The 23,964-nt window shown below is 68.4% G+C and carries 26 protein-coding genes and 1 riboswitch; of the genes, 11 read left to right on the top strand and 15 right to left on the bottom strand.

Annotation, left to right across the window (positions count from 1 at the left end; all coding sequences use genetic code 11):
- Nucleotides 1–36 precede the first annotated feature (36 nt).
- The gene (locus ACWGE0_RS15380) at nucleotides 37–504 is read right to left on the bottom strand and encodes a MarR family winged helix-turn-helix transcriptional regulator (RefSeq protein ID WP_452261527.1); all 468 of its coding nucleotides are present in this window, start codon (nucleotides 502–504) and stop codon (nucleotides 37–39) included.
- A gap of 470 nt (nucleotides 505–974) precedes the next feature.
- Between ACWGE0_RS15380 and ACWGE0_RS15375 the strand changes: the two genes are divergently transcribed.
- Both ACWGE0_RS15375 and ACWGE0_RS15370 read left to right on the top strand, forming a co-directional pair.
- Entirely contained in the window at nucleotides 975–2,144 is a 1,170-nt protein-coding gene (locus ACWGE0_RS15375; RefSeq protein ID WP_452261526.1) for a helix-turn-helix transcriptional regulator, read from the top strand.
- Nucleotides 2,125–3,090, top strand: coding sequence for a helix-turn-helix transcriptional regulator (locus ACWGE0_RS15370; RefSeq protein WP_452261525.1), 966 nt, complete (start codon nucleotides 2,125–2,127; stop codon nucleotides 3,088–3,090). Before ACWGE0_RS15375 ends, ACWGE0_RS15370 begins: the two co-directional genes overlap by 20 nt.
- A 9-nt stretch (nucleotides 3,091–3,099) precedes the next feature.
- Here ACWGE0_RS15370 and ACWGE0_RS15365 read toward each other — a convergent pair whose 3' ends face one another.
- From ACWGE0_RS15365 to trxA, 10 genes are all read right to left on the bottom strand, one after another.
- Nucleotides 3,100–3,513 carry a cysteine/serine endopeptidase inhibitor gene (locus ACWGE0_RS15365; protein WP_452261524.1) on the bottom strand — a complete coding sequence of 138 codons (414 nt, stop codon included), beginning with the start codon at nucleotides 3,511–3,513 and terminating at the stop codon, nucleotides 3,100–3,102.
- Nucleotides 3,514–3,602: 89 nt separating this feature from the next.
- Nucleotides 3,603–5,114, bottom strand: coding sequence for a sulfatase family protein (locus tag ACWGE0_RS15360; RefSeq protein WP_452261523.1), 1,512 nt, complete (start codon nucleotides 5,112–5,114; stop codon nucleotides 3,603–3,605).
- Nucleotides 5,115–5,194: 80 nt separating this feature from the next.
- Nucleotides 5,195–5,794, bottom strand: coding sequence for an MBL fold metallo-hydrolase (locus tag ACWGE0_RS15355; RefSeq protein ID WP_452261522.1), 600 nt, complete (start codon nucleotides 5,792–5,794; stop codon nucleotides 5,195–5,197).
- Nucleotides 5,794–6,882, bottom strand: coding sequence for an S-(hydroxymethyl)mycothiol dehydrogenase (locus ACWGE0_RS15350; protein WP_452261665.1), 1,089 nt, complete (start codon nucleotides 6,880–6,882; stop codon nucleotides 5,794–5,796). Before ACWGE0_RS15350 ends, ACWGE0_RS15355 begins: the two co-directional genes overlap by 1 nt.
- A 14-nt stretch (nucleotides 6,883–6,896) precedes the next feature.
- Entirely contained in the window at nucleotides 6,897–7,415 is a 519-nt protein-coding gene (locus ACWGE0_RS15345; protein WP_452261521.1) for a VOC family protein, read from the bottom strand.
- Nucleotides 7,416–7,452: 37 nt separating this feature from the next.
- A complete protein-coding gene (locus ACWGE0_RS15340) occupies nucleotides 7,453–8,316 on the bottom strand; it encodes a chorismate transformation enzyme, FkbO/Hyg5 family (protein WP_452261520.1) in 864 nt (287 codons plus the stop codon).
- Nucleotides 8,317–8,412: 96 nt separating this feature from the next.
- Entirely contained in the window at nucleotides 8,413–8,682 is a 270-nt protein-coding gene (locus ACWGE0_RS15335; RefSeq protein WP_452261519.1) for a DUF4235 domain-containing protein, read from the bottom strand.
- Nucleotides 8,679–8,999, bottom strand: a complete 321-nt coding sequence (locus ACWGE0_RS15330; RefSeq protein WP_452261518.1) for a DUF3618 domain-containing protein — start codon at nucleotides 8,997–8,999, stop codon at nucleotides 8,679–8,681. The genes ACWGE0_RS15335 and ACWGE0_RS15330 overlap by 4 nt, the downstream gene beginning before the upstream one ends.
- Entirely contained in the window at nucleotides 8,996–9,385 is a 390-nt protein-coding gene (locus ACWGE0_RS15325; protein ID WP_452261517.1) for a phage holin family protein, read from the bottom strand. The genes ACWGE0_RS15330 and ACWGE0_RS15325 overlap by 4 nt, the downstream gene beginning before the upstream one ends.
- Before the next feature lie 53 nt (nucleotides 9,386–9,438).
- A complete protein-coding gene (gene trxA / locus ACWGE0_RS15320) occupies nucleotides 9,439–9,819 on the bottom strand; it encodes a thioredoxin (RefSeq protein ID WP_319968243.1) in 381 nt (126 codons plus the stop codon).
- A 134-nt stretch (nucleotides 9,820–9,953) separates the two neighbouring features.
- On the opposite strand from trxA, the gene ACWGE0_RS15315 reads away from it, so the two are divergent.
- Genes ACWGE0_RS15315 through ACWGE0_RS15300 form a run of 4 tightly spaced genes read left to right on the top strand, consistent with a single transcriptional unit; the run spans nucleotide 9,954 to nucleotide 14,090 of the window.
- Nucleotides 9,954–10,856 (top strand): transporter substrate-binding domain-containing protein, encoded by a 903-nt coding sequence (locus ACWGE0_RS15315; RefSeq protein WP_452261516.1) that lies wholly within the window; start codon nucleotides 9,954–9,956, stop codon nucleotides 10,854–10,856.
- Entirely contained in the window at nucleotides 10,846–11,679 is an 834-nt protein-coding gene (locus tag ACWGE0_RS15310; RefSeq protein WP_452261515.1) for an amino acid ABC transporter permease, read from the top strand. Before ACWGE0_RS15315 ends, ACWGE0_RS15310 begins: the two co-directional genes overlap by 11 nt.
- Entirely contained in the window at nucleotides 11,666–12,424 is a 759-nt protein-coding gene (locus tag ACWGE0_RS15305) for an amino acid ABC transporter ATP-binding protein (protein ID WP_452261514.1), read from the top strand. The genes ACWGE0_RS15310 and ACWGE0_RS15305 overlap by 14 nt, the downstream gene beginning before the upstream one ends.
- Before the next feature lies 1 nt (nucleotide 12,425).
- Nucleotides 12,426–14,090 (top strand): PAS domain-containing protein, encoded by a 1,665-nt coding sequence (locus ACWGE0_RS15300; RefSeq protein ID WP_452261513.1) that lies wholly within the window; start codon nucleotides 12,426–12,428, stop codon nucleotides 14,088–14,090.
- Between the two features lie 85 nt (nucleotides 14,091–14,175).
- Here ACWGE0_RS15300 and ACWGE0_RS15295 read toward each other — a convergent pair whose 3' ends face one another.
- A complete protein-coding gene (locus ACWGE0_RS15295; RefSeq protein ID WP_452261512.1) occupies nucleotides 14,176–14,973 on the bottom strand; it encodes a helix-turn-helix domain-containing protein in 798 nt (265 codons plus the stop codon).
- A gap of 149 nt (nucleotides 14,974–15,122) precedes the next feature.
- Here ACWGE0_RS15295 and ACWGE0_RS15290 point away from each other — a divergent pair, with 149 nt between their 5' ends.
- From ACWGE0_RS15290 to ACWGE0_RS15270, 5 genes are all read left to right on the top strand, one after another.
- The gene (locus ACWGE0_RS15290; RefSeq protein ID WP_452261511.1) at nucleotides 15,123–17,669 is read left to right on the top strand and encodes a chitobiase/beta-hexosaminidase C-terminal domain-containing protein; all 2,547 of its coding nucleotides are present in this window, start codon (nucleotides 15,123–15,125) and stop codon (nucleotides 17,667–17,669) included.
- A gap of 116 nt (nucleotides 17,670–17,785) precedes the next feature.
- Complete coding sequence (locus tag ACWGE0_RS15285) at nucleotides 17,786–18,166, top strand: TIGR03618 family F420-dependent PPOX class oxidoreductase (RefSeq protein ID WP_452261510.1); 381 nt, start codon at nucleotides 17,786–17,788, stop codon at nucleotides 18,164–18,166.
- On the top strand, nucleotides 18,147–19,292 hold the full coding sequence (cbiE, locus tag ACWGE0_RS15280; protein ID WP_452261509.1) for a precorrin-6y C5,15-methyltransferase (decarboxylating) subunit CbiE: 1,146 nt from the start codon (nucleotides 18,147–18,149) through the stop codon (nucleotides 19,290–19,292). The genes ACWGE0_RS15285 and cbiE overlap by 20 nt, the downstream gene beginning before the upstream one ends.
- Complete coding sequence (gene cobM / locus ACWGE0_RS15275; protein ID WP_452261508.1) at nucleotides 19,289–20,029, top strand: precorrin-4 C(11)-methyltransferase; 741 nt, start codon at nucleotides 19,289–19,291, stop codon at nucleotides 20,027–20,029. Before cbiE ends, cobM begins: the two co-directional genes overlap by 4 nt.
- Complete coding sequence (locus tag ACWGE0_RS15270; protein WP_452261507.1) at nucleotides 20,026–20,727, top strand: cobalt-precorrin-6A reductase; 702 nt, start codon at nucleotides 20,026–20,028, stop codon at nucleotides 20,725–20,727. Before cobM ends, ACWGE0_RS15270 begins: the two co-directional genes overlap by 4 nt.
- Here ACWGE0_RS15270 and ACWGE0_RS15265 read toward each other — a convergent pair.
- Genes ACWGE0_RS15265 through ACWGE0_RS15255 form a run of 3 tightly spaced genes read right to left on the bottom strand, consistent with a single transcriptional unit; the run spans nucleotide 20,699 to nucleotide 23,810 of the window.
- Nucleotides 20,699–22,165 (bottom strand): precorrin-2 C(20)-methyltransferase, encoded by a 1,467-nt coding sequence (locus ACWGE0_RS15265; protein WP_452261506.1) that lies wholly within the window; start codon nucleotides 22,163–22,165, stop codon nucleotides 20,699–20,701. The genes ACWGE0_RS15270 and ACWGE0_RS15265 overlap by 29 nt on opposite strands.
- On the bottom strand, nucleotides 22,162–22,782 hold the full coding sequence (locus tag ACWGE0_RS15260) for a precorrin-8X methylmutase (RefSeq protein ID WP_452261505.1): 621 nt from the start codon (nucleotides 22,780–22,782) through the stop codon (nucleotides 22,162–22,164). The genes ACWGE0_RS15265 and ACWGE0_RS15260 overlap by 4 nt, the downstream gene beginning before the upstream one ends.
- The gene (locus ACWGE0_RS15255; protein ID WP_452261504.1) at nucleotides 22,779–23,810 is read right to left on the bottom strand and encodes a hypothetical protein; all 1,032 of its coding nucleotides are present in this window, start codon (nucleotides 23,808–23,810) and stop codon (nucleotides 22,779–22,781) included. The genes ACWGE0_RS15260 and ACWGE0_RS15255 overlap by 4 nt, the downstream gene beginning before the upstream one ends.
- A 51-nt stretch (nucleotides 23,811–23,861) precedes the next feature.
- Nucleotides 23,862–23,931: riboswitch (cobalamin riboswitch) on the top strand.
- The last annotated feature ends 33 nt before the right edge of the window (nucleotides 23,932–23,964 follow it).

Genomic DNA, 23,964 nt, shown 5'->3' with positions numbered 1-23,964 from the left:
GCTAGGGACGGCCGACGGCCGTGCGGAACTTCGGTGCTACCCCAGCATTTGCGCCAGCGCCTGGTGGAACACCTCGCGCTGCTCCGGGTCGAGCGCCGCGAGCATGCCCGCGTCCACCTTCTGGATCGCGGCCAGCAGCACCATCGCCGCGCCGCGTCCCTCGGCGGTCGGGCGCAGCAGCACCTCTCGCCGGTTGGTGTCGCTGCGTTCGCGGTCGCAGTAGCCGAGCGCCACGAGCTGGTCGGCGAGGCGGCTCGCGGCCTGCTTCGTCATTTCCAGCCTCCGCGCGAGGTCGCCGACGGTACCCTCCCGCCGGGCCAGCTCGATCACGAACCAGAAGGCGGTCGGCGGCACCGGGCGGTAGTCCTGCGCCTCCAGCGCGTCCTTCATCGCCTCGCGGTAGCGGCGGAGCACGACCGCCAGGCGTTCCGGAGTGGTTCGAGCACCTCGATCACCCGTGACGACCTCCACGTCCGGCGTACTGGGGAACGACCTGGGCTGCATGCGCCGACGATACCTACAGATGCGGACAGTCTCATAGTGCGACTGTCCTAAGTATTGACAGTCCCGCGTGACCCCTCGTACGGTCCGTGCGTGTTCCGTTACCGCTTTGTTCTGTGTGTGAGCGCTCTCGTGATCGTGGCCGCCTCTGCGGGACCGGCGAACGCGACAGCTCTCACGGCCGTCCGTGCCGAGTTACTCCGGCCGGCGAAGACCGGCTGCCAGAAGCTCGTCGTGGCAGGGCGCAAGCTGCCGCCGCGCTGCCGTCCGTGCCCGAAATCGCTTCTGGGGAAGGCGAAGAAGGCTACGAAGACGGCGAAGAAGTCCAAGGTGAAGAAGTCCAAGAGGTCGAAGACCGGAAAGGGACGACCGCCGAAGCGGTGCGTGCCGGTGCCGGACCTGACGGTCCTGCCCACGGCCGCGGACGGTCCTGCGACCCGCAGGCGCCGAATGCTGACTTGGGGAAACTCAGCATGCGCAAGCAACTTCGCACCAACGCCCGGCAGACCGGCTGTCTCGCCGCGCAGGCGATCCGCCAGACCATGGGCGGCACGCACTTCCCGGAGGCCGCTCGTCTCGCCCACACCGCGCTGGACGCGCCTTCGTGCCGCGCTGACCCGGCCTGTGTCTGGAGAGCCCTGCTCGTCCTGGTGGCCGCGGGCGACCTGATCACGGCCGACGCCAACGCGGAGCGCCTGCTGAACGGCACGAGCCTCGGCACCACCATGCACGCCCACGTCCGCGCCAAGATCGCTCGCCTGTCCGGTGACCTGGCCACCGCACGTGACCTGCTGGCGGACGCACCACCATCGGCGAAGTCGTTGCAACAGCTGTCCGTGGCGCTCCTGATCGAGGTCCTGGTGGACACCGGCGACGTCGACGAGGCCGAGAAGACGTTGCTGGCCAACAAACTCGACGACGCACTGTGGCAGCCCTCCTCCCTGCGCCCCATGCTCCTCGCGGCCTGCGCCGCGGTGCATCGGGCGAAGGACCGTCCGCTGGCCGCGTACGTGGACCACCTGGTGGCGGGCCACGACCTGCTCGCCTCCGGTGTGACCAGCCCGGCGATCCTGCCGTGGCGCGGAAAAGCCGCCCTCGCGGCCCACGCGGCCCATCGCGAGGAGCTCGCCCAGCGACTCGCGGCGGAGGAACTGGCCGCGGCTCGCCGCTGGGGTGAGCCGCGGACGGTCGGCATCGCCCTGTCCACGCTGGGCAGGGTCCGCGGGGACGACGGCACGGCGCTCCTGTCCGACGCGGCCGACCTCATGACCGTGGCCGGTGCCCGGCACGAACTGGCCGCCATCCGCCTCGAGCTGGGGCACCGGTTCGCGGCCCGCGGCGACGACGGCGCGGCCCGCGGTGAGTACGCCGCGGCGCGCACCACCGCGGCGCGCACCGGGAACGCACGCCACCTGCGGCAGGCGTCCGAGGCGCTCGCCCGCCTCTCTCCCGCGGCCGCCCAGGCGCTGACCAGGCAGGAAGACCTGGTCGCGAGCCTGGCCGAAGCGGGGCTGAGCAACCGTTCCATCGCACAACGCCTGTTCCTGACCGTCAGCACCGTCGAGGTTCATCTGTCCAATGTGTACCGAAAGCTCGGTGTCCACGGCCGCAAGGACCTCTCCGGTGCACTGCGCGCGCGATGAACGCACCCTGCGGGCCATCCGGTTGACTCTTCGCGGCACGGACCGCGCCACTGCGATCGCCCTCGCGCGGGAGGTGCTGGGGTCGGCCGTCGGAGAAGGCGACGCCCAGCACTGCCTGCTCGTGCTGGACGCCGCCGGTGAACCCGCCGGGCCGCCCCCTCGCACCGCGGCCCGGCGTGCCTGCGACCTGGTCGACGACGGCCGCCACGACGAAGCCCTGGACCTGCTGCTGGCCTGCGAGGAGTCCGCCAGGTCGCGGTTCGCCAGAGGCCGTCTCAACCAGGCGATGGGCCACCACGACCGCGCGTACTCGGACTTCCTCGCCGCGGGCAGGGCAGCGGAACACCAGGGCGTCACCAACCCGGCCGTGCTGCCGTGGTGTTCCGCCGCCGCGATCAGCGCGCACGACGCGGGGCGACCGGTGATCGCACGGTCCCTGGCCGAAGCGGAACTGGTCGCCGCCCGGCGCTGGGGCGACGCGCGCACGGTGGGCCGCGCCCTGCACGCGGTCGCGCTGACCGGCGATGCGGACCGCGCCGTCGCCCGGTTCACCACGGCGGTCCGGCTGCTGGGCGCCGCGGGTGCTCTCGCCGACCTGCTCGCCGCCCGGCACCACCTGGCGCAAGCCCTTGTCACCAGGGGAAGACACGACGAGGCCGTCGAGGTCTGTGCCGAGTCGCACGCACTGGCCGCTGGAAATCCACTGTGGACTCAGCAGACCGAGGAGCTGGGCGCGCGGGTGGAACGCCTGCGGCGGCTCACTCCGCAGGAGTCCCGCACGGCGGTGCTGGCGTGCGGGATGAGCAACCGGGAGATCGCCGCCGTGCTGGGCGTGACCACCAGGACCGTGGAGCTGCACCTGTCCCAGGTGTACCGCAAGCTGCACGTGAAAGGGCGGCGCGAGCTGAACCGGGTGATCCTCCGGCTCGGCGTCACGCCGCCCTGACACCGCGCGTCAGCCGCGGACGAACTTCCACTTGAGGTTGATGACACCACGATCGGGATCGGCCAGCTTGCGGAACGCGGGCAGGCTCAGGTCGATGTGGTCACGCCCGCACCCCATGCACTTGTCCTTGACCCTGGCCTTCACCTTCTTGCCGTTGAACGTCGCCACCACGAAGACGTTGCGGCACAACGGGTCGTTGTTCGGGTTCGGCGTAGTCCAGTAGACCGGCGACACGGCGACCAGCACCTCGCTGCTCGCGTCGATGGGCGTGCCGCACGCACCGGTACCCCGGTCGTTGTAGTAGGTCGCCTTGCCGTCGACGACCTGGCCGAACGGGATGGCGGCGCTGGCGTCCACCGCGGCCACCAGCGTGATGGCGGTGGCCGCACCGAGGACGGTCAGGAACTTTCGGGTGAATGTCATGTGTCCCAAGCTATTCAGCCGGACACGCCCCGCCCATCTCGGTGCGACCCCAAGATCAGCAGCCGGGATTCCCCTGTTGTGGCACCATCTCAGCCTCCCTGCACGTGTGCGGCCGCCCAGCAGTTCTGCGCGCAGGTCGCCAGCTCCCGCAACGGTCCTGCGAGCTGTCCCGCCCGCGGCGCGTTCGGCCTGTTGTTGTGCTGCAACGGATCGGCCTTCAGGTCGTAGTACTCCTTCTCGCCGTTCGCGTACTCGACGTACAGGTCGTTCCTGGTGCGGACGGCCTTGTACGAGGGCGTGGCCGCGGCGAGGTCGTCGAAGTCCGGATCGGCCTCGCTCGCCTGGGGCTTGCGGTGCTCGACGAGCGCGGCGTTGCGCCAGTTCGGCTGGTTCTGGTTCCTGATCAGCGGCAGCAGGCTCCGCCCGTCGCGATCGGCCGGGTTCGCCCCGGCCATGTCGAGGAACGTGGCGAACAGGTCGACGTTCTGCACGATCTCGTCGCGCACGAAGTCACCGCCGCCCGTCCTGCCGGGCCTCTTGACCAGCAACGGCACGTTCACGTCGTGGTCGTAGGCGGTGCCCTTGCCGCGGATCAGCCGGTGCTGCCCGAGGTGGAACCCGTTGTCCGAGGCGAAGACGATGAACGTGTCGTCGCGTTCCGCCGGCGTCAGCTTGGCGAGCACGCGCCCGACCAGGTCGTCGACCGACTGCACCATGCGGATCCGGTTGCGGAAGTCCTGACGGAGGTCGTCGACGATGCCCGGTCCCAGCGGCTCGCGTCGCACCCAGCCGGGCTTGTCCGCGGTGTCCTCGTCGAAGGAAGGCAGCTCCTGCGCCACGTCGATGCCCTGGCAACCCCGGCCACCGCAGTCGCCCTGGGGGAACTCGCCGCCCGGCCGGTCGCGGTGGGCCGGCGGGAACCGCGGTTCGCTTTCACCCGGCTGGAACGGCACGCGCGAGTGTGGCGAGAACGGTGCCACCTGCAGGAAGAACGGCCGGTTCGGGGCCAGCTCGCGGGACCGCTCGATGAAGTTCTCCGCCGTGCGCGCCAGACGGTCCGTCAGGTAGACGTTGTTGCCGGGCTCCAGCCGTTTCGTGCCGGTCTCACGGACGTAGTCGCTGATGCTGTAGTTGAACTCGTTGTAGCCACCGCCGCCCGCGACGTGCCACTCGTCCCAGCCCTCCGGCACCTTGAAGTTCTCGCCGACGGGGTACTCGTTGATGTACTTGCCCAGGTAACCGGTGCGGTAGTTCTGGCGGTGCAGCGCCGCTCCGTACGTACGGCCCTCGTGGCGTTCGAAGGCCGAGTAGCCGCCGTTGTCGGTGCCCACGTTGGTGAGCACGCCCGTGTTGTGCGGGTGCTCGCCGGTGAACATCGATGCCCTCGACGGGCAGCACAGCGAGTTCGACACGAAGTAGTTGGTGAACCTGGTGCCGTTGTCCGCGAGGGACCTGGTGTTGTCCATGTACTTCAGGAGGTCGGACGACAGGTCGTCGACCAGGACGAAGATGATGTTGGGGCGGGCCGCCTGCGCCTGCAGCGGGGTGGCCGTGGTGACGAGGCCCGACAGGAGCAGGAGGACTAGCGCGAACCTTCTCATGCTCTCGGGACGCTAGCGACGGCGCGGGCGGCCCGGTACTTCGGTCTGCCCCCGAGATTTCCCAGGGGCAGACCGGTTTCTCAGAACACTTCAGCGGCGATCGTGGTGTCCGCGCCGTGGCCGGTGTGCACCACGGTGTCGCCGGGGAGCGTCAGCAGCTTCTCCCGGATCGACTTCTCGATCGTCGGCCGGTCCGAGAACGACCGGCCGGTCGCGCCCGGACCGCCCTGGAACAACGTGTCTCCGGTGAACACCGCACCGAGCGACGGCACGTAGAAGCACACGGCGCCGGGCGAGTGCCCCGGCGTGTGGAGCACCTCGATCCGTTCGCCGGCAACGGTGAGCACCTGGCCGTCTTCCAACGCCTGGTGCGGGATCACGCCGGTGTGCGTCAACGACCAGACGACGTGGTCGTCCTGATGCAGAGCCAACGGCGCACCCGTGGCATGGGCCAGATCCGGTGCGACGCGGACGTGGTCGTCGTGGGCGTGGGTCAGGAGGATCGCCACGACCTTGCGGCCGTCGACGACCTTGAGGATCGCGTCGACGTCGTGCGGCGCGTCGATGACAACGCACTCGTTGCTGTCCCCGATGACCCACACGTTGTTGTCGACGTCGAAGGTCTCGCCGTCCAACGAGAAGGTGCCGGACGTGACGGTGTGGTCAACCCGAAGCGGCATCAGAACACCACGACCGATCGCAGGACCTCGCCGTGGTGCATCTTCTCGAAGGCCGCTTCCACGCCGTCGAGCGGGATCTCCTCGCTGACGAACGCGTCCAGGTCGAACCGGCCCTGCTGGTACAGGTCGACCAGCATCGGGAAGTCGCGCGTGGGCAGGCAGTCGCCGTACCACGAGGACTTCAGCGAGCCGCCGCGCGAGAAGAAGTCGATCAGCGGCATCTCGAGCCGCATGTCCGGCGTCGGCACGCCCACCAGGACCACGGTTCCTGCCAGGTCGCGGGCGTAGAAGGCCTGCTTCCACGTCTCGGGGCGGCCGACGGCGTCGATCACCACGTCCGCGCCGAACGAGTCGGTCAGCCGCTGGATCTCGGTCACCACGTCGTCGACGTCGCGCACGTTGATGGTGTGCGTGGCGCCGAAACCCTTGGCCCACTCCAGCTTCCGCGGGTCGGTGTCCACAGCGATGATCTTCGCGGCACCGGCGATGCGGGCGCCCGCGATGGCGCCGTCGCCGACACCGCCGCAGCCGATCACGGCCACCGAGTCGCCGCGCGAGACGCCGCCGGTGTTGATGGCGGCACCGACGCCGGCCATCACGCCGCAGCCCAGCAGACCGACCGCCGCCGCACGCGCGGACGGGTCGACCTTCGTGCACTGTCCTGAGTGGACCAAGGTCTTCTCGACGAACGCGCCAATACCAAGTGCGGGCGAGAGCTTCGTGCCGTCGACCAGGGTCATCGGCTGCGAGGCGTTGAACGTCGAGAAGCAGTACCAGGGCTTGCCGCGCTTGCACGCACGGCAGGTGCCGCAGACCGCGCGCCAGTTCAGCACGACGAAGTCGCCGGGCTCCAGGTCGGTCACACCGGAACCGACGGACTCCACGACACCCGCGGCCTCGTGGCCCAGCAGGAACGGGAACTCGTCGTTGATGCCGCCCTCGCGGTAGTGCAGGTCGGTGTGGCAGACACCGCACGCCTGGATCTTCACCACGGCCTCGCCGGGACCGGGATCGGGCACCAGCACCGAGGTCAGTTCGACGGGTTGACCTTTGCCCCGGGCGACGATGCCCTTGACCTCTTGCGCCACTGCGACTCCAGTTCTCACTTGATCAGGGTCGTGCCTTCGAACTCGCCGAGTTCCTCCCGGTAGAACTCAATCCCTACACCGTTCGGGTCACGGATGTACAGGCTGTCCTCGACGCCGCGATCGGGGCCCAGGTACTCGACGCCGCCCTCGTCCAGCTTGGACTTGATCTCGTCGAACCGCTCGGGCGAGATGGACAGCGCCAGGTGCTGAACGGCGCCGATCGTCTCCATGAACGCCGGGTGGTCGTGACCGGGGAAGTCGAAGAACCCCAGCAGGTTCTTGTTGCCGAGGTCGAAGAAGAAGTGGCTGGAGCCGCGGTAGTCGCGGTTCTCCACCAGTTCCACCAGCGGGAAGCCCAGGAACTCCTGGTAGAAGCGGATCGTCTCCTCGACGTCCTTGCAGATCAACGCGATGTGGTGCACGCCCCGCGTGGGCGAGCCGCCCCGTTCGTCGAGCGGCTTCACGTACTGTTCGCGCAGCTCGTCGCGCTTGGCCCTGATCGCGTCGAGCTCCGCACCCTCTGGCTGTGGCATGGAGCCAGAATAGTTGAGTGTTCAAGCGTTCGCTGACCTAACCGGCGACGCCCTCGAACTCCACCGCGCGTTCCCCCGGAAGCAGTGTGGCCTGCATGAACGCCACGCTCGTCTCGCTTTCCAGACGCGTGTCGCACTCGAACCCGGCCAGGGCAAGATCACCCGGTTGCCGCGCGTAGACCTTCAGCGACGAGATGTCGTGCAGCCCGAACCCGTCGTCGACACCCCAGTTCGCCAGGTTCGCCGCGCTCATCAGCTCCTCGGCGTCGTCCAGGGAGGGCGCGGAGAAGAAGAGCCGCCCGTGCACGTGGACGCCGCGGGCGCCGCTGGGCGAGATGATCGTGACCGGCTCGCCGGTGCGGCAGGCCAGGAAGTGGAACGCGATCCCGCCACCGCGCGAGCCGACGACCGTGGCCGCCGTCAGACCGCTCCACGTCACCGGCCTGCGGGCGAACGCCTCCGCCTGACCGAGCAGGAACTCGCGGTAGGTGCGCGGGGTGAGGTCCTGGAGGTAGTTCCACATCCGGAAGACGTGGTGATAGCCGAGCTTCCCGGCGAGCTCCAGTGCGGCGCGGAACGCCAGCCGTCCGGCATAGGTGTGTTCGTCGCACGGGGGAATCCGCCCGGCGCAGAACAGGTACTCGCCGTCGTGGGCATAGGTGATCGCCTTGTGCTCACCGGACTCCACACGGCGCGAGCTCGTCCACACTTCCGCGAATCCGCGCCCGGCGTCCTCGGCCATGTGCACGGTCAGTTCCGGGTGCCCGTCCCGCAGCACCGGGTTGAACGAGGTGCCGGCGAACCGCACCACACCCAGCCTGCCGCGGGCCGGGCCTTCCGGCACGACGGACAGCGGCACGAACCTCGACAACAGCTCACGCGCCCGCAAGTGGCGAGTCATCACTGGCCCTTTCGCAGGCGACCGGGCCAGATTAAGTCTCGAAACGATTGGTGTGAACCACTGCGTCTCGTTTCGGGGAACTGGATCGAGTGGTGCTCAATCCTCTTCGTCGCCGGGCCATTCGCCGGTCAGCTTCTGAAAACTCTTGGCGCCACCGCGGTCGATAGCGGCTTTGACCAGGCCGAAGATGGCTCCCTGCAACGCCGCGGCCAGCAGCACCTCGCGCCAGGTGCGGTTCCTCATCGTGGCACTCGGCGCTTCCGAGTCGCCCGCCACGAGTTTCCACACCTGACCGAAGATCGCGGTCGCGAGGAATCCTCCCAGCGCGCCGAACAACATTCCCAGTGGGCGGTACAGGAACTTCATCCATTCCTCCTGGAAATCTTCCAGATGATCAGGACGAGCGTGATGAGCACGGCCGCGATGGCGGCGGGATGCCGGCGCGCCTTCTCGACCTGCGCCGCCACGGGCTCCGGCAGCGAGTCGATGGCCTCGTTGGTGGCCTTGGTCATCGTGCCGATCGCCTCGTTGGTGGCGGTCGCGACCTTGACCTTGGTCTCGTGCGCCTGTTCCTTCACACGGCCGGGCACGTCGACCTTGTGCGCCAACGCTTCCACGGTCTCACCCAGCTCGCGGCGGGTGCGCTCGACGTCGCGCTGCAGTTCTTCCTTGGGGTCGCTCATCGGTGCGCACTCTCCTTGATCGTCGCGATGTCCTGCTGGACGTTGTCCATCGCCTGTCGCGGCATCGGGGGCGTGGCCTGCTTGACCTGACCCTTGCCCACGAGCGCGAAGATGCCCGCGAACAGCAGAAGGGCGGCCGCGACGATCAACGCGGCCGCCCACGGCGGTACTACGAGTGCCAGCAGCAGGATCAGGCCCGCGACGACGCTGAGCCCGCCCCACCACGCGAACACGCCGGCCGCGCCGAACATCCCGGCGCCGACACCGGCGTGCTTGCCCTTGTCCTTCAGCTCCGCGACCGCGAGACGGATCTCATCGCGCGCGAGCCTGCTCACCTGCTCGGACAGCTGGCTGACCAGCTGTGCGGTCGACGTGTCGGTGTTCATGCACGTCAGGTACCCACACCTCGGCTGGGCCAATCAGCGGTTGATCGAGGCGGTCAGCCCTGCTGGGCCTGGGCTTCCGCGACCTTCGCGTGAACCTCTTCCATGTTCACCTCGCGCGCCTGCTGGATCAGGTCGTCCAGCGCCTTGCCCGGCAGCGCGCCCGGCTGTGAGAACAGCACGACGCCTTCCCGCACGATCATCAGCGTCGGGATCGACCGGATGCCGAACGTGGCCGCGAGCTCCTGCTGCGCCTCCGTGTCGACCTTGCCGAACACGATGTCCTCGTTCTTGTCCGACGCGGCCTCGTAGGTGGGCCCGAACGCACGGCACGGACCGCACCACTCGGCCCAGAAGTCGACCAGGACGATGCCGGAGCCGTCGGAATCGCCGACCACCTCGTCGAAGTTCTCCGTGGTCAGCTCGACCGTCGCCATGTTGGTCCTCCTCGTTTGCTGGGGGCATCCGGACCAACGAACCGGATGCCGATGGAATTCCCCAGGTGCCGCCGGTCACGCCTGGCTTCAACTTTTTGTGGACGTCTTCAACTCGACGTTGTACGGTCCCCGCCATGATGCCGCGCCTGCTCGTGACCTCGCTGCTCGTACTGGGGCTCGCCGCCTGCGGGTCCACGCCGGACAATCCGCAGACGTCCACGCCGCCGTCCTCCGACCTGGGTTCGGTCAAGAAGGACGACGCGCTCGCCGCGCTGGTGCCGCCCGCGATCGCGTCGGCCGGCACGCTCAAGGTCGGGTCGAACATCCAGAACCCGCCGAACAACTTCTACGACCAGGACGGCAAGACGCCGCTGGGCTCCGAGGTCGACCTGATCAAGGCGATCTCCGCCAAGCTCGGGCTCAAGGCCGAGCACAGCGACATGGCGTTCAGCTCGCTGATCACCAGCCTGGAGACCGGCCGCGTCGACGTGACGATGGCCGCGATGAACGACACCGCCGAACGTCAGCAGAAGATCGACTTCGTCGACTACTTCACGTCCGGCATCACGATCATGGTGCAGAAGGGCAATCCGCAGGGGGTCAAGAGCGTCGAGGACCTGTGCGGCAAGGGGATCGCGGTCAACCTGGGCAGCTCGCAGGAGCAGTTCGCCAAGGAGCAGAGCCAGAAGTGCGTCGCCGCCGGCAAGCCCGAGGTCACGCTCAGCGTCACCGACAGCGACACCGGGAACCAGAACCAGCTGCGCACCGGCCGTGTCGCCGCGATCCTCAACGACCTGCCGACCGCCGTCTACGTCGCCAAGACCGCCGGTGACGGCCAGTACTTCGAGGTCGTGCCGCTCGCGCCGATCAACGGTGGCCCGTACGGCATCGGCGTGAACAAGCAGAACGCCAAGCTGTCCGAGGCGATCAAGGGTGCGCTGCAGTCGCTGATCGACGACGGCACCTACGACAAGATCCTCACCACCTGGGACATCAAGCAGGGTGCGATCACCAAGGCCGCGATCAATGGCAAGTGATGTCCGCACCAGTGACCTCCAGCAGGGGGAGCTCACCGTCGTGCCGCTGCGCCACCCCTGGCGGTGGTTCAGCGGCGCGATGATCCTGCTGGTCCTCGCGGGTCTCGGCTGGGCGATGGCCGAGGCGCAGATCCAGTGGGAGGACGTGCCGGGGTTCTTCACGCACCCCGTGATGCTCGAAGGCCTGCTCAACACCATCGTGCTCGCCGTGGTGTCCCAGGGCGGCGCGATCGTCCTCGGCGTGGTCATCGCGTTGATGCGGCTCTCGGCCAACCCGGTCGCGCGGTGGTTCGCGGTCGGTTACATCTGGCTGTTCCGCGGGCTGCCGGTGCTGCTGCAGATCCTGATCTGGTTCAACCTGGCGCTGGTGTTCCAGAACATCAGCATCCCGATGCTGTTCTCGGTGCCCACCAACGTGGTGATGACCGCGTTCGTCGCGGCGCTGCTCGGCCTCGGCCTGAACGAGAGCGCCTACATGGCCGAGATCGTCCGCGCGGGTCTGAGCAGCGTCGACCCCGGCCAGACCGAGGCGGCCAAGTCGATCGGCATGACGCCGATGACGACGTTGCGCCGAGTCGTGCTGCCGCAGGCGATGCGCGTGATCATCCCGCCGACCGGCAACAACTTCATCAACATGATCAAGGGCACCTCGATGGCGTCGGTGATCGCCTTCCTGGAGCTCATCCACGCCGCGAACAACATCTCCTCGCGCAACCTGGAGATCATGGAAACCCTGTTCGCCGCCGCGGCCTGGTACCTCGTGATGGTGTCCCTCGCGTCGATCGGGCAGCACTACCTGGAGCGTGCTTATGGCCCTCGTTGAGGCGATTGGGGTCCGCAAGTCGTTCGGCCACACCGAGGTCCTCAAGGGCATCGACATGGAGGTCGAGCGCGGCGAGGTCGTCTGCCTGCTCGGGCCGTCCGGCGCGGGCAAGTCGACGTTCCTGCGCTGCGTGAACCACCTGGAGACCATCGACGCCGGCCGGATCTGGGTCGACGGCGTGCCGGTCGGGTTCCGCGCGGCCGGCGGCAAGCTCTACGAGCTGCGCGAACGCGACGCTGCCCACCAGCGCCGCGACGTCGGGATGGTGTTCCAGCGGTTCAACCTCTTCCCGCACCGCACGGCTCTCGAGAACGTCATGGAGGGCCCGATCCAGGTGCTGGGCCGCGGCCGCGCCGAGGTGCGTGCGGAAGCGTCGGCGCTGCTGGAACGGGTGGGGCTCGCCGAGAAGGCCTCGGCCTACCCCGGTTCGCTGTCCGGAGGCCAGCAGCAACGTGTTGCGATCGCCCGCGCTCTGGCGATGAAGCCCAAGCTGATGCTGTTCGACGAGCCCACGTCCGCGTTGGACCCGGAGCTGGTCGGCGAGGTGCTCGACGTGATGACCTCGCTCGCCCGCGACGGCATGACGATGATCGTGGTCACTCACGAGATCGGCTTCGCCCGCTCGGTCGCCGACCGCGTGGTGTTCCTCGTCGACGGCGCCGTGGTGGAGAGCGGCACACCGTCCGACGTGCTGGACAATCCGCAGCAGCCGCGCACGCAACAGTTCCTCGCAAAGGTGCTCTAAGTTGATCGACGCCTCGTACCTCGCCCAGTTCCGCGAACCGGAGGGGTACCTCGACTTCGCCCGCTTCGGCCCGCCCTCCACCCCGGTGGTGGCGGCCACCTCGCGCCTGATGGAACAGGCCTCGCTGGCCGGTCCCTCCACAGTGGACACCCTGATGCGCGAGGAACAACGGGTGAAGGCCGCCGTCGCGCGCCTTTGCCGCTCGGACACCGACCACGTCGCCCTGGTGCCGAACACGTCCATCGGCCTGTTCCAGGCGGCCTTCGGGCTGTCCGGCACGGTCATGTACTCGGCGTCGGAGTTCCCGTCCAACACCTACCCGTGGGTGCGCGCCGGCCTGCCGTCGATCGTGCTGGACGGCCCGGTGCACCCCGCGGCGGTCGCCGTCGCTTTGACCGAAGAGGTTTCCGCGCTGTCGGTGTCCGCTGTGGACTTCCGCACCGGCTACCGCGCGGACCTGGCGGCGTTGCGCGAGGCCGTGGGCGATCGGCTGCTGATCGTGGACGGCATCCAGGGCTTCGGCGTGGTCGACGAACCGTGGGAGCTCGCCGACGTGCTGGTGGTCGGCGGCCAGAAGTGGTTGCGCGCCGGCTGGAGCACCGGTTTCGTGGTGCTGTCCGACCGCGCTCTGGAACGGCTTTCGCCGGTGCTGTCCGGCTGGACCGGCGCCCTGGACGCGGGCCTGTTCGACAACTCGGTGCACGAGCCCGCGCCGGACGCCGCCTCCTGGAACATCACCAACCTCTCCCCGGTCGTGTCCGGCGCCTTCGCGGAGGCGCTGGAACTCGTTGAGCTGGCCGGGGTTTCCGCTCTGGACACGGCCGTGGGCGAGACCGTCGCGGAACTCGAGGAGATCGTCCTGTCGTGCGGCGGCAAGATCGTCTCCGCCCGCGAACGCCGGGGCGGAATCCTGGCGTTCACCATGCCCGAGGCCGCCTCGGTCGTCGGGGAAGCCTTGAACGGCTTCGGCATCGCCGCCACCGTCCGCCCCGAGCACGTCCGTTTGTCGCCGCACGCCACGACTTCGCGCGGCACCCTGGAACGCGTTCGCGCCGCCCTGAAGTCGCTGTCCAGCTCGGCGGCTTCCCCGGTGCCGGCAGCGTTGTCGGCTCTGGTGCCCACCGTGGACTCGCTCGCCTCGGCCCTGGGCCCGGACACCGAGGTCGTGGTGCACGACCTGTCCCGCCTGCCGAACTCGATCATCGCGATCGCCGGCTCGCTGACCGGCCGCCAGGTGGGCGGGCCGATGACGGACCTGTTGCTGGGCCTCGTCCGGCGTGGCACGACCACCGACATGCCCGGCTATGAGACGTACGCACCGGACGGCCGTGCGATCTGGTCGTCCACCACGTTCGTACGCGACGCCGCCGGGGTCGCCGTGGGTTGCTTGTGCGTCAACAAACTCGCCGCGCACGAGGCTTCCGGGCCCGTCGAGTCGTTTCCACAGGACGTGGACACGCTGCAGCGAGTGTTGGTGGAGAAGGCGATCGCCGATGTCGGCGTGCCCGTCGAGCTGATGAAGAAGGTGCACAAGTCGCAGGTCGTGCGGGTGCTGGACGAGGCGGGGTTCTTCCTCATCCGCGACTCGGTGGATCACCTCGCGGGGGTCCTCGAGGTGACCCGGTACACGATCTACAACTACCTCAACGAGAACCGAGGAACCTGAGCAGGGATTGCCAGGCAGGGGACGAGAACGCGAGGACGCCGCCGCTCGCGTTCTTCGAGTCCCAAGCTCATTGCACTCTCGTGGGTTAGTGAAGGTACTGCGTGAGCCTTGTGCGCGTTTGCTGCTCGTCCAGTGCGACCTTCTCCAGCTGTTTGAAGTGGAGCCTCGCCTTCGCGATCGCGCCGGGATCCTGCACGAACAGGCGCGCGAACTCGTTCTCGCTGTAGGCGACCGGCTTCGACTTCTCGTACTCCCACAGCATGAAGCCGGCGGAGAACACGGCGATCTCCTCGGGCACGAGCCGAATCATGTGGGCTTTGGACAGCAGTCGCTTGTACTGCCCTTGCATCACCTCGTCGTCGCCCATCCGCTGCTGAAGCGCTAGCTCATGGACGTAGAACACGCAACTCGCCCGATCGTGTCGTCGCAGGATCGCCTGTCGGTCAGTCCGGGACTGCACGAGCACGGGAATCCGCTCCTCCGCGACCATTCCTGTCACTCGGTACACACCCTCGGCGTACTCCGCCGTCTGGAAGAGGCCTGGCACCGCGAGCGTGTCGTAGCTGGTGATTCCCTTGGCCGTGGACTCGGCCATCGTGACAGTGCGCAGGTTGCCTGACACCTGCAGCGCGTACTCGTCGAACGCGTGCTGGTAGCGCTGCTTGAAGTTCTCGTAGAAGTCGATGTCCTTGCCGCACATCGACAAGTACTGCACCAGGTCGATCTCGCTGGCGCGTGCCTTCCCGTGCTCGATGGTCGAGACCTTGCTCGGGTCCCAGCCGAGCTTCTTGGCGAGCTCGTGGCCCTTGAGTCCGGTGGAGGTCTCCCGGAGCCTGCGCAGCTCGTCGCCCAGGTCCCTGCTGTACGCGGTCGATGGAGTCATGCGTTGACGCTATGGCTTGTATTCGCTCCATGAATCTGCTCGTTCGGGTGAAAACAATTCCGGGACCGGTTCGCATTCCGGTGGAGTCTCTGAGCTTTCCCGTAACTTTCGTCTTCCCTCACCGTCATCTCGGCTTTACCGTTCAAGGTGTGAGAGCGCTCTCAAAGACGAGATGGCGGGCTGGACTGGCCGCCGTAGCGATTGCCCTGTCGTCATTGGCGACGGTCGAGGCCGCCTATGCGGCCGACGACTACACGCAGAACGTGACCGCGATCGACGCGACTCAAGCCCGGATCAACTTCACGCCGACGACCCCTGCCCTGTACGTCGACGTGCACTACCTGATCTCCGGCCAATCGCAGCAGAACTTCCGGATGACCAACAACGCCGGGACCTGGCAGAAGACCGTCGGGTCGCTGTCGTCCGGCACGGTGATCGACTACTGGTTCACCTACGAGAAGTCCGGGCCGCAGTACGACACGCCGCACTTCAGCTACACCCACAACAGTGCGCCGCAACCGGTCGCGACGCCTACTTTCAGCCCGCCGGGTGGCACGTACGCGACGGCGCAGACCGTGACGATCTCCACCGCCACGTCCGGTGCGACGATCCGCTACACCACTGACGGCTCGACGCCGACGGGGTCCTCGTTGCTGTACACCGGGCCGATCTCGGTGCCCAGCAACAGGACCATCAACGCGATTGGTATCAAGTCGGGTCAGGCGAACTCGTCTGTCGGCAGTGCCTCGTACGTGATCGGCACGCCGGTCGCGACGCCGACCTTCAGTCCACCTGGCGGCGCCTACACCTCCGCGCAGACGGTGACGATCTCCACCACGACGAGTGGCGCGACGATCCGGTACACAGTGGACGGCTCGACGCCGACGGCGTCCTCGCCGCTCTACAGCGGGCCGATTTCCGTGCCCACCAGCCGAACCGTGAGTGCGATCGGCATCAAGTCGGGGCTCGCGAACTCGGCCGTGGCCAGCGCGACCTACACGATCGGCACGTCGCAGGGCTGTGTTCAGCCGGACAACCCGAGTTTCGGGCCGAACACGCGCGTCTTCGACCCGGGCATGTCGGCGGCGAGCATTCAGGCGCAGCTCGACACCGACTTCAACAACCAGAAGGACACGCTGACCGCGCAGATGGCGCCGCGGCGGGTCGCGCACCTGTTCAAGCCGGGTACGTACAACGTGCATGACGACGTCGGCTTCTACACGTCCGTCGCGGGGCTCGGCAAGAACCCCGGTGACGTCGTGATCAACGGCGACATCACCGTGGACGCGTTCAACGAGTCCGACAAGGGCGTTGCGCTGCAGAACTTCTGGCGCTCGGCCGAGAACATGGCCGTGAACCCGAGCAGCGGCACCAACCGCTGGGCCGTCGCGCAGGCGGCGCCGTTCCGGCGCATGGACGTTCGCGGCAACCTGGCGCTCTACCCGGCCAGCTACGGCTTCGCGAGTGGTGGCTACACGGCCGACACCCGCGTGTCCGGTCAGACGGCGTCGATCTCGCAGCAGCAGTGGTACACCCGTGATTCCAACTACGGCAGTTGGAACGGCGGCGTGTGGAACATGGTGTTCTCCGGGACTCCGGGTGCGCCGCCGAACACGTTCCCGAGCCCGCCGGAGACGACGCTCGCGACCACGCCGGTCTCGCGTGACGTGCCCTACCTGTACTTCGAGAACGGCGCCTACCGGGTGTTCCTGCCTTCCCTGCGCACCAACGCTTCCGGTGCGTCGTGGATCAACGGTGGCACGCCGGGCACGTCGCTCGCGATGAACCAGTTCTACGTCGTGAAGGCGGGCGACACCGCCGCCACGATCAACGCGGCACTGGGCCAGGGCTGCAACCTGTTCTTCACGCCCGGCATCTACAACGTCAACCAGACGATCAACATCACGCGGCCGAACACCGTCGTGCTGGGCATCGGCTACGCGACGATCGTGCCGCAGAACGGCGTCACCGCGATGCAGGTCGCGGACGTCGACGGTGTGCGGATCAAGGGCATCCTGTTCGACGCGGGCACGACGCTGTCGAGCTCGCTGCTGACCGTCGGGCCCTCGGGTTCGTCGGCATCGCACGCGGCCAACCCGACGACGTTGCAGGACGTGTTCTTCCGGGTCGGCGGCGCGGTCGCGGGCAAGGCGACCAACAGCCTCGTGGTCAACAGCAACCACACGATCATCGACCACAGCTGGATCTGGCGGGCCGACCACGGCAACGCCGGCACGTGGGGCTGGAACGAGGCGATCGGTGACACGGGCCTGGTGGTGAACGGCAACGACGTGCTGGCCACCGGGTTGTTCGTCGAGCACTACCAGAAGTACCAGGTCATCTGGAACGGCGAGCGCGGACGGACCATCTTCTTCCAGAACGAGATGCCGTACGACGTGCCGAACCAGGCGTCCTGGAACAGGCCGAACGGGCAGGCCGGATACGCGGCCTACAAGGTCGGCGACAACGTCACCACGCACGAGGCGTGGGGGCTCGGCAGCTACTGCTTCTTCAACGTCAATCCGTCCGTGCGGGCGGAGAACGCGTTCGAGGTGCCCAACCGGTCCGGTGTCCGGTTGCACAACCTGCTGACCGTGTCGCTGAACTACCAGGGCACGATCACCCACGTGGTGAACAACGTGGGCGGGGTGACGCCGCCGGGAACCGTGCCGGTGAACGTCGTCAACTACCCGTAGTGCTGAGGTGAGATACGGCCCGTCACCGCGGTGGCGGGCCGTATTCGCGTCCGGTGAGCAAAACGACGGGCCGGGCCGATTTCATTTCCCGGACGCGGCATTGCATGATTCGTGCCATGTCGATCGAGCGGGGCGCCGAGTTCGCCGAGTTCTGGGCTGAACGGCACCTGTGCACGTTGTCCACCGTGCGTCCGGACGGGACGGTGCACGTGGTGCCGGTCGGGGTCACGCTCGACCAGGACGCCGGTGTCGCGCGGATCATCACGCACGGTGCGTCGTGGAAGGTCAAGCACGTGCGCAAGGCCGGGTACGCGGCTGTGTGCCAGGTGGACGGACGGCGTTGGTCCACGGTGGAGGGTCCCGCGGTCGTGCGCGACGACGTGGAATCCGTCGACGACGCCGTGCGCAGGTATGCCGCGCGGTACAAGCAGCCTCGGGTCAACCCGGAGCGCGTGGTGATCGAGATTCAGGTGCAGCGTGTCACCGGAACCGTCTGACGTCACCGTCGTCGGCATCGGGGCCGACGGGTGGGACGGGCTCTCGCCCGCCGCGCGGCACGCCGTTGGCACTGCGAAAGTGCTGATGGGCTCGCAGCGGCAGCTCGATCTGGTGCCGGGGGAGTTCGAGCGGGTCGCGTGGCCGTCGCCGCTGGTGCCGGCGTTGCCCGCGTTGTTCGAGAAGTACCGCGACGTTTGTGTGCTGGCGTCCGGCGATCCGATGTTCCACGGAATTGGCACGACTTTGGTCCGTTTGCTGGGTTCGCGGGTTACCGTGATCCCGCATCCGTCGTCCGTGTCGCTGGCCTGTGCGCGGCTCGGGTGGGCGCTGAACGACGTCGAGGTCGTGTCGCTGGTCGGGCGGTCCGCCGACCTGCTGCGACCTGCCCTGACGCCGGGACGCCGGGTGCTCGTGCTGGGCGGTGATCCGGAGGTCGTGGCCGGGATCGCCGGGCCGGTCACCGTGCTGGAGCAGTTGGGTGGGCCCGCAGAGCGGGTGTACCAGTGGTCCGGGGAGAGCTCGGACCCGTTGTGCGTCATCGCGATCGAGTGCTCTCAGAGCGCGTATTCGCGGGTGCCGGGCTTGCCGGACGACGCGTACGAGACCGATGGGCAGCTGACGAAGCGTGAGGTGCGGGCGATTTCGCTGTCGACACTGGGGCCGTTGCCGGGCCAGCTGTTGTGGGACGTCGGGTCCGGGTCGGGTTCGATCGCGATCGAGTGGTCGCGGACGCATCCGACGTGCCGGGCGATCGCGGTGGAGCAGTCCGCCGAACGGGCCGAGCGGATCGTCCGCAACGCCGCTTCGCTCGGGGTCCCGGGAGTCGAGGTCCACATCGGACGGGCTCCGGAGGCGTTGGAAGGGCTGGAGAAGCCCGACGCGATCTTCATCGGTGGCGGGCTGACCGTGCCGGGCGTGATGCAGACGTGCTGGGACTCCCTGGGCGCCGGCGGGCGGCTCGTCGTGAACGCCGTGACGCTGGAGTCCGAGGCCGTGGTCGCGCAGTGGTACGCGAAGGTCGGCGGTGACCTGGTGCGGATCGCGGTGAACCGGGGTTCGCCGGTCGGCAAGTTCACCGGGTGGCGGCCGCACCTGCCCGTGACGACGTGGAGCGTGACGAAGTGACCGTGCACTTCATCGGGGCCGGGCCAGGGGCGGCCGACCTGATCACGGTGCGGGGGCGTTCGTTGATCGAGTCGTCGCCGGTGTGCCTGTACGCGGGAGCGCTGGTGCCGGTCGAGCTGCTGGACTTCTGCCCTGATGGGGCGCGTCTCGTCGACACGGCTTCGCTGACGTTGGACGAGATCGTTGCCGAGCTGGTGGCGGCTGACGCTGCCGGGCTGGACGTGGCGCGGCTGCACTCCGGGGATCCGGCGGTGTTCAGCGCGATGGCCGAGCAGATGCGCCGGTTGGACGCGCTGGAGATCTCGTACGACGTGACGCCCGGGGTGCCGGCGTTCGCGGCTGCCGCGGCGTCGTTGCAGCGTGAGCTGACCGTGCCCGGAGTGGGGCAGACGGTGATCCTCACGCGCACCTCGCAGCGTGCGACGCCGATGCCTCCTGGCGAGGACCTGGACACGTTGGGGCGTTCGCACGCCACCCTCGTGCTGCACCTTGCCGTGCAACGGATTTCCGAGGTCGTCGCGGAGCTGGTCCCGAACTACGGCCTGGACTGCCCGGTCGCCGTGGTCGCGTACGCCTCGCGGGCCGACGAGATCGTGCTGCGCGGGACGTTGGACGACATCGCTTCGCAGGTCGAGGCCGCCGGGATCAAGCGGACCGCGGTGATCATCGTGGGGAACGTGCTGGGCGCGACCCAGTTCCCCGACAGCCACCTGTACTCGGCCACGCGCGTTCGATGATCCTGATCCTCGGCGGCACGGGGGAGGCGCGCGAGCTGGCTTCCCGCGTGCCCGCGATTTCGTCCCTCGCGGGACGGGTGAGTTCGCCTCGTCTGCCGGTCGGCGAAGTCAGGGTCGGAGGGTTCGGCGGGGTCGACGGGCTCGTGCAGTGGTTGCGGGACAACGACATCCACGCGGTGGTCGACGCCACCCATCCGTTCGCGCGGCAGATCACCGCGAACGCGTTCGAGGCTTGTGAGCGCGTTGGCGTGCCGTTCCTGATCCTGCGACGGCCTGGGTTCACGCCTGTCGATGGCTGGCACTGGGTGGACAGCGTCGCCGAGGCGGCGCGGAACCTGCCGGGCGAGCGGGTGTTCCTGACCACCGGGCGGCAGGACCTCGCGGAGTTCGCTCACTGCCCGCAGTGGTTCCTGGCGCGGATGGTCGAGCCGCCGTCGCCGCCGATGCCCGCCCGGATCGAGGTGCTGCTGTCGCGCGGCCCGTTCACCGTGGACGGCGAGCTGGAGCTGATGCGGTTCCGTGAGATCGACGTGCTGGTGACCAAGGACAGCGGCGGCACGATGACCTCGGCCAAGCTCGAAGCCGCGCGTCAGCTCGGGACACCGGTCGTGATCGTGCGCCGGCCACCGCTCCCACCTGCGGAAACGGTGGCCGACGTCGATGCTGCGGTCAGCTGGTTGGATAGCGCCGGGGTGTGAACACCACGCCGGCGTCGGTCACGATCGTCTGGGACGAGCCGATGATCAGCAGGCAGCGCATGTCGATCGTGTCCGCGTCGAGAGTGCCGAGCGTGAGGACGCGGATCTCCTCTTCCGGGCCGCCGACGTCGCGTCCGACGACCACCGGGGTCTCCGCCTTGCGGTGCTGCAGCAGGAGGTCGCGCATGTCCGCGACCTGGTGCGTGCGGGCCTTGGACGCCGGGTTGTAGATCGCGATGACGAGATCTGCCTTGGCGGTGGCGGTCAGACGTTCGGCGATGACGTCCCACGGCTTGAGGCGGTCGCTCAGCGAGATCACCGCGTAGTCGTGGCCGAGCGGGGCGCCGGCCTTTGCTGCCACGGCGTTCGCGGCGGTGACTCCGGGGATGATTCGCACCGGGACGTCCTGGGTTTCCGCGGCGACTTCCAGGACGGCAGTGGCCATCGCGAAGATGCCGGGGTCGCCGGAGGAGACGACCGCGACCCGCTTGCCCTTCCTGGCCAGGTCCAGGGCGAACGCGGCGCGTTCGGACTCGACCTGGTTGTGGGAGGCGTGCTTGGTCTGGCCGGGGCGGTCCGGGACGCGGTTCAGATAGGTGCTGTAGCCGACGAGCTCGTCCGCCGCTTCCAGTTCCTGGCGGGCTTCGGGGGTGAGCCAGGTCCGCGCGCCGGGGCCGAGGCCGACGACCACGACCTCGCCCTTGGGTTTCGCGGGCTTGGACTGGCTGGGAAGCAGGGCCAGCGAGAAGTACGGGACGTCGTCGGGGTTCACGTCGGCCAGTGGCGACATCTTCTGCCGGCCGGTGGTGGCGCGCTCGACGTACCAGGCGCCGTCGAGCCTGCCCGTGGTTTCGAGTGCTTGGCGGACGTTGCCGAAAGTGCGGCCCAGCTTGAGGATCGCGGCCGAGTCGGTGTCGGCGAGGCGCGTTGCGAGCTCGGCGGGCGGCAGGGTGCCGGGCAGGATCGTGAGGACCTCGTCGCGTTCCACCAGCGGGGTGCCGAGAACGGCTGATGCGCCGCTCACGGACGTCACGCCGGGGACCACTTCCCACTCGTAGCGGTCGGCGAGGCGTTTGTGCATGTGCATGTAGGAGCCGTAGAAGAACGGGTCTCCGGCGGCGAGGACTACGACGTCGCGTCCGGCGTCGAGGTGCGCGGCGAGCTTGGCCGCGGCTTCCTCGTAGAACGCGTCGATCTCGCCCTGGTAGTCGTCGGTGTCCTCGGTCGTCACGGGATAGACGAGCTGTTCCATGATCTGCGGATTTGGATCATCTTGGCTGCGGAAGTACGGCGCCGCAATGGTTTTGGCGACTGACCTACCGTGCCGGGCGCTGTGGAACGCGATGACGTCGGCTTCCTTGATGAGCCGCGCGGCCTTGACCGTCACGAGTTCCGGGTCGCCAGGACCCAGACCGACGCCGTAGAGCTTGCCCGTCATTCTTCTTCGCTCGCAATCGCGTTGATAGCCGCTGCCGTCATGGCGCTGCCGCCGCGCCGGCCGTGCACCACGAGGTGCTCCAGATCCGTTGCGGCCAAAGCCTCCTTGGACTCCTGCGCACCGATGAACCCGACCGGGATGCCCAGGACCGCCGCCGGCCTCGGAGCTCCCCGCTCGATCAGGTCGATCAGGTGGAACAACGCGGTGGGGGCGTTGCCGATCGCGATCACCGCGCCCTCGAAGCGGTCCGCGAGGAGTTCGAGGGCGGCGGCGCTGCGGGTGTTGCCGATGTCCTGCGCTTTGGCCGGCGTGCGCGGATCCTGAAGGTAGCAAAGGACTTCGTTGTCCGCGGGCAGACGACGGCGGGTGACGCCGGACGCGACCATGTTGGCGTCGCAGAGGATCGGGGCACCGTTGCGCAGCGCCGCGCGGGCGGCGCGCACGACGCCGGGGGTGAAGGCGACGTCGTCGGGCAGGTCGGTCATGCCGCACGCGTGGATCATGCGCACGACGACTTTCGCGACGTCTGCCGGGAACCTGGTGAGGTCCGATTCCGCGCGAATGGTGGCGAAGGACTGGCGGTAGATCTCCGCGCCGTCCTTGATGTACTGCGTCACCTGTACTCCTCGTAGCCGTCGCCGGTCGCGACGAACTCGATCACATCACCGGCCGGGCGACCACATCGGCGTGAGCAACCCGACCAGTGCACCGGACGGCTGTGCGGGGTTCCCAGCCAGGCTTTCGCGTCCGCTCGCACGTCGGAGAGCGACTTCGCGCAGCCGGGGCGTCCGGTGCAGGCGCTGACGCCGTGCCAGGGGGAGGCGGGGTCGGTGATCAGGCCGGACGTGTCGGTTCCCGGCGGTACGACCAGGCTGCGCCACGGCGTCAGCCGGATGGGGACGCCGGGGAGTTGGTGTGCGTCCAGCCTGCCCAGTGGGACGCCGGGGGTGGTGGGGGAAGGTGCGACCGGCGTCACGGCAGGGGTGACGCGCGGGGCGTCTGAGGTGCCGAAGTGCTCGGTGATCTTTCGCACACCGTCGTCCACTTCGGACAGGCGCCAGGCGGTCCCCCGGATCTGCTGGAAGAGGCAGGCGGCGGTGAGGACGGCGTCGACGGGGTTGTGAACACGGACACCTGTATCGGTACCGGCGAGAAGGAGGACGAAGCCGTCGGAAGGGCCGTCGCCTGCCCTCGCAGCGCCGTCCACCAGCCCGAAGTCGCCCCCGAGGCCGCTCACCGCGCCACCCACCGTGACCAGGAAACGCCCTGGCAGCGAGGCCAGAGAGGGGTTCTCGCACAGGGCCGCGTCGATCTCGTCGACCAACGCCTGGTTGTCCTCCAGCGGCGCCGCGACGATGTTGCGGATGCGTTCGTGCGTCGAAGAGGGCAGCAGGCCCGCCGCACCCAGTCGCGCACCCAGCTCGACGCCGTCCGCGAGCCCCCTGATCTGGAGGTTCGCCCGCGAGGTCAGTTCCAGCACTCCGTTGCCGAGCTCCGCGGCCGCCAGCCGGACGACGTCCCACTGAGCAGCGGAAAGAGTGCCGCCCGGGATCCGGATGCGCGCCAGCCCGCCGTCGGCTGCCTGGTGCAGCTCGACGGCGCCGGGGCAGGCGTCCGAGCGACTGCGCTCAATCCCACTGGGCATAGGTCGGACTGTAACCCGCCGGTTAGGGTGAGCCCGAACGACGAAGCACAGGAGGAAGCCGGTGTGAATCCGGCGCGGTCCCGCCACTGTGACCAGCGAACACGCTGGGAGTCAGGAACTCCGCTTCCGAGTCACCCGCAACCTGGGGCGAGGA

This window comes from Lentzea sp. NPDC054927 (genome assembly GCF_053610285.1).
The sequence above is the reverse complement of the archived record's forward strand: the minus strand, read 5'-3'. Positions and strand labels throughout refer to the sequence as shown.